10 protein-coding genes are annotated in these 12,081 nt (G+C 60.6%); 7 read left to right on the forward strand and 3 right to left on the reverse strand.

Features of this window, described 5'->3' with window-relative positions:
• The first annotated feature begins 1 nt into the window (after window position 1).
• The 6 genes from nirB to AC13RC_RS12960 all read left to right on the forward strand — a co-directional run bounded on the left by nirB (window position 2) and on the right by AC13RC_RS12960 (window position 7,807).
• Window positions 2–2,452 (forward strand): nitrite reductase large subunit NirB, encoded by a 2,451-nt coding sequence (gene nirB / locus AC13RC_RS12935; RefSeq protein WP_488557355.1) that lies wholly within the window; start codon window positions 2–4, stop codon window positions 2,450–2,452.
• 4 nt (window positions 2,453–2,456) lie between these two features.
• The gene (gene nirD / locus AC13RC_RS12940) at window positions 2,457–2,792 is read left to right on the forward strand and encodes a nitrite reductase small subunit NirD (protein ID WP_069614617.1); all 336 of its coding nucleotides are present in this window, start codon (window positions 2,457–2,459) and stop codon (window positions 2,790–2,792) included.
• 219 nt (window positions 2,793–3,011) lie between these two features.
• A complete protein-coding gene (locus AC13RC_RS12945; protein WP_488557356.1) occupies window positions 3,012–5,669 on the forward strand; it encodes a nitrate reductase in 2,658 nt (885 codons plus the stop codon).
• A 129-nt stretch (window positions 5,670–5,798) separates the two neighbouring features.
• The gene (locus AC13RC_RS12950) at window positions 5,799–6,830 is read left to right on the forward strand and encodes a CorA family divalent cation transporter (RefSeq protein ID WP_183809056.1); all 1,032 of its coding nucleotides are present in this window, start codon (window positions 5,799–5,801) and stop codon (window positions 6,828–6,830) included.
• A gap of 62 nt (window positions 6,831–6,892) precedes the next feature.
• The gene (locus AC13RC_RS12955) at window positions 6,893–7,399 is read left to right on the forward strand and encodes a hypothetical protein (RefSeq protein ID WP_183809055.1); all 507 of its coding nucleotides are present in this window, start codon (window positions 6,893–6,895) and stop codon (window positions 7,397–7,399) included.
• Between the two features lie 234 nt (window positions 7,400–7,633).
• A complete protein-coding gene (locus AC13RC_RS12960; RefSeq protein WP_015342656.1) occupies window positions 7,634–7,807 on the forward strand; it encodes a hypothetical protein in 174 nt (57 codons plus the stop codon).
• A gap of 78 nt (window positions 7,808–7,885) precedes the next feature.
• On the opposite strand, the gene AC13RC_RS12965 is transcribed toward AC13RC_RS12960, so the two are convergent.
• From AC13RC_RS12965 to AC13RC_RS12975, 3 genes are all read right to left on the reverse strand, one after another.
• Window positions 7,886–8,719, reverse strand: a complete 834-nt coding sequence (locus AC13RC_RS12965; protein ID WP_113333156.1) for an alpha/beta fold hydrolase — start codon at window positions 8,717–8,719, stop codon at window positions 7,886–7,888.
• 357 nt (window positions 8,720–9,076) lie between these two features.
• Entirely contained in the window at window positions 9,077–10,081 is a 1,005-nt protein-coding gene (locus tag AC13RC_RS12970) for an alpha/beta hydrolase (RefSeq protein WP_488557553.1), read from the reverse strand.
• Window positions 10,082–10,332: 251 nt separating this feature from the next.
• Window positions 10,333–11,022 carry a DJ-1/PfpI family protein gene (locus tag AC13RC_RS12975; protein ID WP_488557357.1) on the reverse strand — a complete coding sequence of 230 codons (690 nt, stop codon included), beginning with the start codon at window positions 11,020–11,022 and terminating at the stop codon, window positions 10,333–10,335.
• Between the two features lie 85 nt (window positions 11,023–11,107).
• Between AC13RC_RS12975 and AC13RC_RS12980 the strand changes: the two genes are divergently transcribed.
• A complete protein-coding gene (locus AC13RC_RS12980) occupies window positions 11,108–12,058 on the forward strand; it encodes a GlxA family transcriptional regulator (RefSeq protein WP_488557358.1) in 951 nt (316 codons plus the stop codon).
• Window positions 12,059–12,081 lie beyond the last annotated feature (23 nt).

The following is a 12,081-nucleotide window of genomic DNA, read 5'->3' on the forward strand; positions in this document are numbered from 1 at the left end:
CATGACCCAGAAACTCGTCATCATCGGCAATGGCATGGCGCCAGGGCGCATGCTGGAACATCTGCTGGAAAAGGCGCCCGGCCTCTATCAGGTCACGATCTTCAACGCCGAACCGCGCGTCAATTACGACCGCATCATGCTGTCGCCGGTGCTGTCAGGCGAAAAGGACTTCGAGCAGATCATCATCCATGGCGACGGCTGGTACATCAAGCACGGCATCACGCTCTACAAAGGACACAAGATCGTCGCCATTGACCGGGCGGCAAAGACGGTCACCTCCGATCACGGCGTGACGGAGAGCTACGACAAGCTTGTCATCGCGACAGGCTCCGTCCCCTTCATCATTCCGGTTCCGGGCAAGGAATTGCGCGGGGTCATCACCTATCGTGATCTGGACGACGTGCAGGCCATGCTGCTTGCGGCTCAGTCACGCGAAAAAGCCGTTGTCATCGGCGGCGGTCTGCTTGGTCTCGAAGCCGCCGCCGGGCTTAGCCTGCGTGGTATGGATGTCACCGTTCTTCATGTGCAGCCGACTCTGATGGAACGTCAGCTCGATCCCGCCGCCGGCTATCTCCTGCAAAAGGCTGTCGAGGAGCGCGGCATCAAGGTCATCACCAAGGCCAATACCAAGGCGATCATCGGTGATGGCAAGGTCGAGGGGATCGAACTGGACGATGGACGGGTGATCCCGGCCACGCTCGTCGTCATGGCCGTCGGGATCCGTCCCAATGTCGGCCTTGCCAAGGAAGCGGGCATCGCCGTCAACCGCGGAATCGTCGTCGATGACGGCATGCAGACCTCGGATGGCTCGATCATGGCGCTCGGCGAATGCGCCGAAGTCGGTGGCATGGTCTATGGCCTCGTCGCCCCCCTCTACGAGATGGCGCGTGTCGCCGCCTCGCATCTGGCCGGCGATACGAGCGCCGCCTTCGTACACTCGGACACGCCGACGAAGCTCAAGGTCACGGGCATCGATTTGTTTTCGCTCGGTGACTTCGCCGATGGCGACGATCGCGAAGAGATCGTCCTGCGCGACGCGGCGGCCGGCGTCTACAAGCGCCTCGTGCTGAAGGACAACAGGATCATCGGCACCGTGCTCTACGGCGAGACCGCCGACGGCGCCTGGTTCAACGACCTGAAGAAGAAGGCGGTGGATATCTCTGAGATGCGCGATACCCTGATCTTCGGTCAGGCCTATCAGGGAGGGTCGCCGCTGGACCCTATGGCGGCCGTTGCAGCCTTGCCGGATGATGCGGAAATCTGCGGCTGCAACGGCGTCTGCAAGGGCAAGATCACCTCGACGATCACGGCCAAGGGCCTGACATCGCTCGACGACGTGCGCGCCCACACGAAGGCTTCGGCCTCCTGCGGATCCTGCACGGGCCTTGTCGAACAATTAATGTCGATCACGCTCGGCGACAGCTACAACCCCGCTGCCGTGCAGCCAATGTGCACCTGTACCGAGCTCGGCCATGACGATGTCAGAAGGCTGATAAAAGCCAAGGGATTGAAGACCATTCCTGCCGTTATGCAGGAGCTTGAATGGAAGACCTCCTGCGGCTGCGCCAAGTGCCGCCCGGCCCTGAACTACTACCTCGTCTGCGACTGGCCGGACGAATATGCCGATGACTACCAGTCGCGCTTCATCAATGAGCGCGTGCATGCCAACATCCAGAAGGACGGCACCTATTCCGTGGTGCCGCGCATGTGGGGCGGCGTCACCAACTCGAACGAGTTGCGCGCCATTGCCGATGTTGTCGACAAGTTCGAAATCCCGATGGTGAAGGTGACCGGCGGCCAGCGTATCGACCTTCTCGGCGTGCAGAAGGAGGATCTGCCCGCCGTCTGGGCCGATCTCGGCAAGGCTGGCTTCATCTCGGGGCAGGCCTATGCCAAGGGGCTGCGCACGGTGAAGACCTGCGTCGGCTCCGACTGGTGCCGCTTCGGCACGCAGGATTCCACCGGTCTTGGCATCCGCATCGAGAAATTCATGTGGGGCTCATGGACGCCGGCGAAGGTGAAGATGGCCGTCTCCGGCTGTCCGCGCAATTGCGCCGAGGCGACCTGCAAGGATGTCGGCGTCATCTGCGTCGATTCCGGCTTCGAAATCCATTTCGCCGGTGCCGCCGGCCTCGACATCAAGGGCACGGAAGTGCTCGGCCTCGTCAAGACGGAGGACGAGGCGCTCGAACATATCGTGGCGTTGACGCAGATGTATCGCGAGCAGGCCCGCTATCTCGAGCGCATCTACAAATGGGCCAAGCGCATCGGCCTCGACGAGATCCGCCGCCAGATCATGGGTGATGCCGAAAAGCGCAAGGCTTATTACGAGCGCTTTGTTTTCAGCCAGAAATTCGCCCAGGTCGATCCCTGGTCGGAGCGCGTCTCCGGCAAGGACAAACATGAGTTCAAGCCGATGGCGACGGTCGGCTTCCCGCAGGCCGCCGAGTGAGGAGATGAATATGAACTGGATCGAAATCGGCGACATCTCCGACATCCCGCCTCGGGGCGCACGCTGCGTGAAAACCCCGCAGGGCAAGATCGCTGTGTTCCGCACGGCAGAAAACGAGGTCTTCGCCATCGAGGATCACTGCCCGCACAAAGGCGGGCCGCTCTCCCAGGGCATCGTTCACGGTAAAGCCGTGACCTGTCCGCTGCACAACTGGGTGATCTCGCTCGAAACCGGCAAGGCGCTTGGCGCCGATCAGGGCGAAGTGCGGACTATTCCAGTCCGAAACGAGGACGGGGCGCTCTTCATCGCGCTCGAAAGCCTGATGATGGCGGCGGAGTGAGGATGACGGTGCGCGGGAAAAATCACCCCCCTCTGTCAGCTTCGCTGACATCTCCCCCACAAGGGGGGAGATTGGCCGGAGCGAGACGTCACCTTTATCGAGCCAAAATGGAAAGATCGGCGAAAGCGGCGCCAGGTGATCTCCTCCCTTGTGGGGGAGATGTCCCGCAGGGACAGAGGGGGGTGTTCTCCCACGCTCTAACATTCATGGACGCAATCCATGTCCATTGAAACCAAAACCACCTGCCCCTATTGCGGCGTCGGATGCGGCGTCATCGCCAGGGTCGATGACGCCGGCAAAGTTTCCGTCAAAGGCGACCCTGGCCACCCTGCCAACTTCGGACGCCTGTGCTCGAAGGGCTCCGCCCTTGCCGAAACGATCGATCTCGACGGCCGCCTGCTCCATCCGGAAATTGCCGGCCAGAGGGCAAGCTGGGACGATGCGCTTGACCTGGTCGCGAGACGCCTCAGTGAGACGATTGCCGAGCATGGCCCTGATTCCGTTGCCTTCTACGTCTCCGGCCAGCTGCTGACGGAGGATTATTACGTCGCCAACAAGCTGATGAAAGGCTTCATCGGCTCGGGCAATATCGACACGAATTCGCGGCTCTGCATGTCATCCTCGGTCGCCGGTCATCGCCGCGCCTTCGGTTCGGATACGGTGCCCGGCACCTACGAGGATATCGAGCTTGCCGACCTCGTCATCCTCATCGGCTCCAATCTCGCCTGGTGCCATCCGGTCATCTACCAGCGGCTGGCGGCGGCAAAGGCGGCACGGCCGACGATGAAGATCGTCGTCATCGATCCGCGCCGGACCATGACCTGCGATATTGCCGATCTGCATCTGGCGATCCGGCCGGATGGCGACGTTGCCCTTTTCCTGGGCCTGTTCGAGCATCTGATCACAAGCAACACCATCGATCAGAATTATATTGCAGAGCATACCGGCGGCTTTGCCGAGGCCTTCGCAGCCGCAGGCGCCCTGTCGTTCAACCGCGTGCTTGAGCTGACCGGCCTGCCCGCCATGCAGCTTCGCGAATTCTACCGGCTGTTTGCGCTGACCGAGAAGGTCGTTACCTGCTACAGCCAGGGTGTCAACCAATCCTCATCCGGCACCGATAAGGTCAACGCCATCATCAATTGCCATCTCGCGACCGGCCGCATCGGCCGGCCCGGCATGGGCCCCTTCTCACTGACCGGCCAGCCGAATGCCATGGGCGGCCGCGAGGTCGGCGGCCTCGCCAACATGCTTGCCGCTCACATGGCGATCGAGAGCGCTTTGGATCGCGACCGCGTGCAGCGCTTCTGGCAGTCACCGCGGATTGCCAGAAAGTCGGGATTGAAGGCGGTCGACATGTTTCGCGCCGTCGCCGACGGCCGCATCAAGGCATTGTGGATCATGGCGACCAACCCCGTCGTCTCCATGCCGGACGCCGATGCCGTCGAGGCGGCCATCAGAGCCTGTCCCTTCGTCGTCGTCTCCGACATCCTGCGCGAGACGGATACGACGCGACACGCACATGTGCTGCTACCCTCGCTCGGCTGGGGCGAAAAGGACGGCAGCGTCACCAATTCCGAACGGCGGATTTCGAGGCAGCGCCAGTTTCTCGCAGCGCCCGGCGAAGCCATGCCCGACTGGTGGCAAATGGCCGAAGTCGGCCGCCGCATGGGATTTTCGCAAGCCTTCTCCTTTCGCACGAATGCCGAGATATTCGCCGAGCACGCAGGCCTTTCCGGCTTCGAAAACGAGGGAAGCCGGGACTTCGACATCGGCGCTTATCAAGCGATCGCCACAGAAGAATACGACGCGCTCACGCCGTTCCAATGGCCACAGCCAGCCGGGGCGGCACCACGGATCACACGCTTCTTCGCAGATGGCGGATTTTATCATTCCGATCGCAAGGCGCGCTTCGTCGCCATAGAACCGCCGGCTACCGATCGAACCGACAGTCGCTTCCCCCTGACGCTCAATACCGGACGCGTTCGCGATCACTGGCATACGATGACGCGCACCGGCAAAAGCGCCCGCCTATCGGGCCACATCGCCGAGCCCTTCGTCGAGATCCATCCGCGCGACGCGATCGAGATCGGTGTCGCCGAAGCGGGCCTGGTCGAGATCGAGAGCCCACATGGCAAGGTGATCGTCCGCGCCTTGGTGACAGAGCGGCAGGCGCGCGGCAGCCTCTTCGTACCGATCCACTGGAACGATAGCTTCGCCGCCAAAGCCCGCATCGACGCCGTGGTCGTTCCCCTTACAGATCCGATTTCCGGTCAGCCCGCGTCGAAGAATGTCGCAGTCTGCGCACGCCGCTTCCAGGCCTCGCATTATTGCTTCACGGTCTCCACAGCAAAGCCGCGCGACCTCGAGAGTGCCTATTGGGCGCTTGCCAGGACCGATGGTGGATGGCGGACGGAACTTGCGTTCGATCTGGTACCGGACGACTGGGTCGGCTGGTGCCGCGCGACATTCGATATACCAGTTGACCTCGAGCCGCTCGGCTATGCCGATCGGGCCTCCGGAGACCTGCGCCTTGCCTTCTTCGATGGCGAGCGGCTGCTTGCGGCTCTCTTTGTCGCCCGCCAGCCCGTCGCGGTCGCCCGAAACTGGGCGATCGCCCAGCTTTCGGCATCGCACGGCAATCTCAACAAGCGGTTTGCGCTGATCGCAGGCAGGCCGGGAGCCGATACGATTGATGCCGGTGCGACGGTGTGTTCCTGCTTCAGCGTCGGCGTCAACCAGATCGTCGCCGCTATTCGCGGCGGCTGTCACAGTGTCGAAGCCGTCGGCAAGAAGCTTAATGCTGGAACCAATTGCGGCTCCTGCCGTGCCGAGATCCGTACGATCATCGATAGCTGTCTTGCCGCGGCGGCAGAATGAACGGTCTGGCATCATAGCCGATCATTCGCGTTAAACTGCAGTTTCACCTTAACGTTCTCGGTGCTAGAACTATTGAAAATAGCTGCATGATTTCGCTTTCCTTTTACACTCCGGGGAGGATGGGAGCGGATGGAGATCGAGGGCCGGAAGGTTCAACTCAGCTACGGCGCCGAGCCGGGCATACGCTTCGCCGTCCTTCTCGACGGCAATGGCAGCTGTCGCGAGATCGGTGCCGCCGGCCTGCAGAGTTGGAAGCCGGCAGACGGAATTCTCTGGGTTCATCTCGAGCGTGACCATGATGCGGCGGCCGCTTGGATAACACGAAATGGCGGTTTCGATCCGCTCGTCGCCGACGCGTTGCTGGAGGATGAATCACGTCCCCGTGTCGAGCCGGTTGATGACGGCCTGCTGATCATTCTTCGCGGCGTCTGCGCTGCACCGCCCGACGAGGCGGACGTGGCGGTCGAGGATCTGGATCTCGTTCCCCTGCATGCCTGGGTGGACGAGAACCGCGTCGTGACGCTTCGCGACAGCGGCCACTACATCACCGCCCTTCGCGACATTCGCCAGGCGCTCGAAAAGGGCAAGGGGCCGAAGCGTACCGGCGAACTGCTTGCCCTCGTCAGCGACAAGCTCGTGAGGGACCTGGAGCCCGTTCTTGATCAGATGGATGAGGAAGTTGACGAGCTGGATGAGCTGATCTTCCATGGCGAGGCCGCCGAAGTCCGCGAGCGCCTGAAGCTGCTTCGCAGACGCGCCGTGCAGCTAAGACGCTATCTTTCGCCGCAACGCGATGCCCTCAATCGCATCGAACATGACGACGCTCCCTGGCTTGCCGAACGCGACAAGCTTCGCATGCGTGAGGTCATCGACAAGCTGATGCGCTGCATCGAGTATCTGGATGCAATCCGCGACCGGACAGGCATCCTGCACGATGACCTTTCGACCGTCATCAGCGAGCGCATCGCCCGCAACTCCAACAGGCTTGCAGCGCTTGCCGCGTTGCTGCTGCCGCCGAGCGTCGTTGCCGGCCTATTCGGTATGAATGTCGGCGGCATTCCAGGCGTCAACGATACCTGGGCCTTCATCATCATCGTCGTATTGGTCGCCGTCACCTCCATCATCACTCTCTATATTCTGAAGCGCATCAACTGGCTCTGACTGCCTGGGAACCGAGCATAGCCTGCGACGTTCCTAGTTAGTCTGACGAAGGGATTGATATCATGCGTTATCAGGCGTGCCTTCTTACCCTCCTTGCCGCTGTTTGCCTGGCGACACCTGTCACCGCCGATGAAATCGGATTTTTGAAGCCGCTGAACGGCAGCTGGACGGGAACCGGCAAGGTGCTTCGGAAGATCGGCGACGCGCCGATCAATGTCTCCTGCAGATTCACCATCAGCGCACCGGGTTCCTCGATTTCGATGAGGGGAAACTGCCGCGGCCTTCTCATCATCAGTCGCGCGATCTCGGCCCAGCTCACAGCGCGCGGAAACAGATACTCAGGTACCTACACCGGTCCTTCCGGTGCGACATCGCAGCTGTCGGGCAGCAGGCAGGGCGATGTCATCAATCTGGCGGTGCGCTGGGCACGTCTCGTCAATGGCGATCGCGATGCCAGTATGACCATTCGCAGGCAGGGCGACGGCCAGCTGACGCTCCGGACCATCGACAAGGATCTGAGCTCCGGCAAATCGGTCGTAACCAGCGAGATCAATCTGCACCGTCAATGATGCTCGAAACGAAAGCCCGCTGCTTCTTTATCAATGATAGGGCAAAGGCAAGACCACATTTTCTGATTGACGAGTTTGGCCGAAAATTACCCATAAATTACAAGGAAATTAGAGTCGCTGGTTGGCGTTTTCCATTGGAAAGCCGCTGTGCCTCGGCGGCCGCGGCCCGAACGCTGCCTTGCTTGACTTTCAGAACTCCATATGAGAACATAAAGTGAACAAATGGAGATTTCCATGACCAAGGCAGAACAAGTCATCGAACGTGCAATGACCTTTGTCGCTGTCTCGAAGGCCCTTCGGGAGCGCGAACAGGAACGGCGCGCCACATGGACGCGCCGCGTTGAAATCAGCCGGCCGCTACCGCCCTTGCCCCGCGCCGTTCAGCTCTCGTTGAAACTCGACAGCTGAAATGGTGAGGGTGGTAACCAGCACCCGGCAGGCTGTGAAGCGCCCGCCTTTTTGGCGGGCGCATGACCATTTTAATGCTTAGGCCTTGAAGAAGGCGAGCAGGTCGGCGTTAATCACGTCCGCATGCGTGGTGGCCATACCGTGCGGGAAGCCCTTATAGACCTTGAGCGTGCCATTCTTTAGCAGCTTCGAGGAGAGAAGCGCCGAATCCGCGATCGGCACAATCTGATCGTCGTCGCCATGCATGACGAGGGTCGGGACTTCGATCTTCTTCAAGTCTTCGGTGAAGTCTGTTTCCGAAAAGGCCTTGATGCAATCGTAATGGGCCTTGGTGCCGCCCATCATGCCCTGGCGCCACCAATTATCGATAACACCCTGCGAAACAGCTGCGCCCGGACGATTGAAACCGTAGAACGGCCCTGCCGGAATATCGCGGAAGAACTGAGCGCGGTTGGCTGCAAGCGCTGCACGGAAGCCATCAAATACTTCCAGCGGCAGTCCGCCGGGGTTCTTGTCGGACTTGACCATGATCGGCGGTACGGCGCCGATCAGCACGGCCTTCGAGACGCGGCCATGGCCGCCATACTGGGCGACATAGCGCGCAACTTCGCCGCCGCCTGTCGAATGGCCGACATGGATGGCGCCCTTGAGATCGAGATGCTCGGCAAGAGCCGCCACATCGGCGGCGTAGGTATCCATTTCATTTCCGGTCGCCGTCTGGCTGGAGCGGCCATGGCCGCGGCGGTCGTGGGCGATGACGCGGTAGCCCTGATGAAGGAAGAATAGCATCTGGGCGTCCCAATCGTCGGAGCTCAAAGGCCATCCGTGATGGAAGACGATCGGCTGGCCCGTTCCCCAATCCTTGTAGAAGATCTGGGTGCCGTCTTTGGTGGTGATCGTGCTGCTGCTCATTGTGTCCTTACCTTTCGAAGTTGATTGCTTTGTAGAGGCTTGTGCAGGTTGAGCGAAGGGGCTGGCAGCTGCAGCAGCGGCAAGGCCCAGCCCGGCTGTCATAACGCCCCGACGAGTAGCTTGAGGGATAGACTGGCTCATTTCAATCTCCACTTAAATTTATCGTGCGATTTATTATCGCGACATGGACATGCATAATGGCTTTCGCCTGCCCTGTCCATATAAAAATTTTATTCACGATTATTTATTGCGATAAATAATTAGGCACCACAAGCCGTTCGACCGAGCGCGCTTGATGAGGCACCGCAGAAGAGCAGACATTTTCGCAATCAGATTGAGCTCGACCAGGTGTGCGAGCTATTGCACTGGCTTATCGACGAAATGCGCAATCGCGAACTGCGCAACGCGCTCGTTCGACTTCCTCGCATCATCGAGCCAGAACGGGAAAATCTGCCATTGATGGATCATCCCCGGCCAGACTTCCAGGCTCACATTGCCACCCGCCTGGCGCACTTTGTCTGCGAACCGCGAGGCGTCATCAAGTAGCACTTCGCGAGCGCCGACCTGGATCAGCAGCGGAGGGAACCCGGAGACATTGCCATAGAGCGGTGATATATCGGGATCGGCGAGAGGGCGATCACGCGCGAACGCATCGTGGATAAGGATCAACTCGGCCTTGTTCATGAAGGGATCGCTGGCGGCGTTGGCGGCCAGGGAAGCGCCCGTTGCAACGAAATCGGTAATCGGGCTCATCGCGACCACGGCAGCGGGAAGCGGACCGCTCAGCCTAAGCTGGTTCAAAACGACCTCGATGGCCAGAGTCGCGCCAACCGACTCGCCGACGATAACAACGTTGCCGGCCTTGTATCCCGATGTCAGAAGCCAGCGATAGGCCGCAATGGCATCGTCCTTCTGCGCGGGAAAGCGATTTTCGGGCGCGAGGCGATAATCGATCAACAGCACATCAGCCGAGGCGGCCTTGGCGAGCGAACCCGCTATGTTGGCGTGCGTCCGAAGGGAGCCGCTATAGAAGCCGCCGCCATGCAAATAAAGGATGGCACGCCGCCCGATCGGATGATGCAATCGTGCCGGCCAGATCAGATCGCCATCCACCCCGTTCGCGTCGACACGCCGTATCTGGACACGCGCCGGGCCTGGCGTCGATGCCATGAGCTTTTCGAAATCGGAGCGGCGTTGCAACAGGTCGGCTCCGGACACCGCGCCGCTGTCACGCAAGGTGCCGATCAGCTTCTCGATCTGCTCGCTCGAAGCCTTTGTCTGCGGAGCGATCTCGGATGTCTCGGCGGCTGCAGCGTGCGATATCGACCCCAGGCCTGCACATATCAGAACGGTCACTGCCATGACGAAACGGAAAATGCAGCGCAACGATCGGAACTCGTTCATCAAATAAGCCTTTTCCCCGTAAGGCCGTGGACGCTATTGTGATGCCACGGTCGCAGAAAAGCTATTTGTGTCAAGTATGATGGGCGACGTGAGACTAGAATTTCCATTCACCCGCTGCCCATCATTGCCTCGACACGATCAACCGTTGATCGCTTCCCTATCGATGCTCCGTTTCATTGAGGTGACAGTACCGGTGGACAAGCCGATGTTCATTCAGGCTCATGTCTGGCCGCCGTGAGGCGAGCGACGATCTCCTGCCGCGCCATTCTCGAGCCGGCAAGGCGTTGCCTGGTTCTCGCCAACACCCCAGCGCTGGCCTTCTCGGGCAATCCGGAATGAAATGGCGGCTCTGGCGCGTATTCCAGCGACAATTGGATCGCCTCGGCTTCCTCTCGACCGCGCAAAGCGGCAGCAATCGTCAATCCGAAATCGATGCCAGCAGTCACGCCGCCCGCGGTGAAGAGATTGCCATCCCGCACCACGCGCCCCGGCGTGACAACAGCTCCGAAACTCTCGAGGAAATCAAACGCATTCCAATGGGTCGTGGCCTTCTTGCCCTTAAGCAAGCCGGCCGCTCCAAGGACGAGAGAACCGGTGCACACCGATGTTACGAAGTGCGCTCGGGTCGCCTGTTCCCGGACGAAGCTCAGGACGGCCTTGTCCTCGAGCAGTGCATTCACGCCGACACCGCCGGGCACGCAGATCACATCGAGCGGCGGGCATTCGGCAAACGCCGTCGTCGGCTGCAACACCAGCTTCGTTGCCGATACGATCGGTGACGTGTCCTTCCACACCAGATGCACCTCCGCATCATCCATCGAGGCGAATACCTCATAAGGTGCGGTCAGATCGAGTTGCTGGACGCCGGGAAAGGCAAGCAGGCCGAAGCGAATGGTCATGACATATCTCCGATGATTGACTTTTCCAAACCTATGCGACAACGATCTGGCATATTTGCCAAACCACCGTCATTTCTTGCCAATCATGCGCCGCATCGAAATTCTTGCGTTCGACAATGCCCAGCTGCTTGACATTACCGGTCCGCTGCAGGTTTTCACCAGCGCCAACGAGGCGGCGCATGAGCGCGATCGGCCGAAACCCTACGAGGCCATCGTGGTCGCGGAAAACCCGCAGACGCAAACGAGCTCGGGTCTCGTGCTCATGACCGCCCCACTCGGCAATATCGATACACCGCTCGACACCTTGATCATCGCCGGCGGCTGGGGCGTCAATGAAGCCTGCGAGAACCTCGACCTGATCGAATGGGTGCGCCGGCGAGCTGCGAATGCCCGACGGATAGCCTCGGTCTGCAGCGGCGCCTTTCTGCTTGCGGAAGCCGGTCTTCTGAACGGGCGGCGGGCAGCGACCCATTGGAATCGTTGCGAGGAATTCGCCAAGCGCTTTCCGCAAGTGAAGCTTGAGCCCGATCCGATCTTCGTTCAGGACGGGCAGATCTGGAGTTCCGCCGGCGTGACTGCCGGCATCGATCTCTCGCTTGCTTTGGTTGAAGCCGATCTCGGCCGCCCGCTGGCGCTTTCCGTGGCTCGCGAACTCGTCGTCTTCCTCAAGCGTCCCGGCGGCCAGGCGCAGTTCAGCGCAGCGCTGAGACTTCAGGAGGGCGGCGAACGCTTCGACCGTCTGCATGGCTGGATCATGGACAATCTGCGCGCCGATCTTTCCCTGCCGACGCTTGCCGAGCAGGCCAATATGAGCGCACGCAGCTTCTCGCGCCATTATTTGAAGGCGACCGGGCGGACGCCTGCACGCGCCGTGGAGGAAATCCGCATCGAGGCAGCCCGCCGCCTTCTGGAGGAAGGCCTCAGCGTGCATCAGGCACGCATGCGCTGCGGCTTCAGTTCGGAAGAAACCATGCGACGCAATTTCATGCGGAAATTCGGGACGACGCCGCAGGCATTTCGCGATCATTTTGCTTGAGGCCTGTCTGCGGTGGCAGGCAT

The sequence above is a fragment of the Martinezella sp. CNPSo 3890 genome, from assembly GCF_057784455.1.

Bases quoted from the DNA above. Each gene is read 5' to 3' on its own strand.
- nirB (WP_488557355.1), top strand. From the start codon at position 2: ATGACCCAGAAACTCGTCATCATCGGCAATGGCATGGCGCCAGGGCGC.
- AC13RC_RS12955 (WP_183809055.1), top strand. From the start codon at position 6,893: ATGCGTTATCAGGCGTGCCTTCTTACCCTCCTTGCCGCTGTTTGCCTG.
- nirD (WP_069614617.1), top strand. From the start codon at position 2,457: ATGAATATGAACTGGATCGAAATCGGCGACATCTCCGACATCCCGCCT.
- AC13RC_RS12970 (WP_488557553.1), bottom strand. From the start codon at position 10,081: ATGGCAGTGACCGTTCTGATATGTGCAGGCCTGGGGTCGATATCGCAC.
- AC13RC_RS12945 (WP_488557356.1), top strand. From the start codon at position 3,012: ATGTCCATTGAAACCAAAACCACCTGCCCCTATTGCGGCGTCGGATGC.
- AC13RC_RS12980 (WP_488557358.1), top strand. From the start codon at position 11,108: ATGCGCCGCATCGAAATTCTTGCGTTCGACAATGCCCAGCTGCTTGAC.
- AC13RC_RS12975 (WP_488557357.1), bottom strand. From the start codon at position 11,022: ATGACCATTCGCTTCGGCCTGCTTGCCTTTCCCGGCGTCCAGCAACTC.
- AC13RC_RS12950 (WP_183809056.1), top strand. From the start codon at position 5,799: ATGGAGATCGAGGGCCGGAAGGTTCAACTCAGCTACGGCGCCGAGCCG.
- AC13RC_RS12960 (WP_015342656.1), top strand. From the start codon at position 7,634: ATGACCAAGGCAGAACAAGTCATCGAACGTGCAATGACCTTTGTCGCT.
- AC13RC_RS12965 (WP_113333156.1), bottom strand. From the start codon at position 8,719: ATGAGCAGCAGCACGATCACCACCAAAGACGGCACCCAGATCTTCTAC.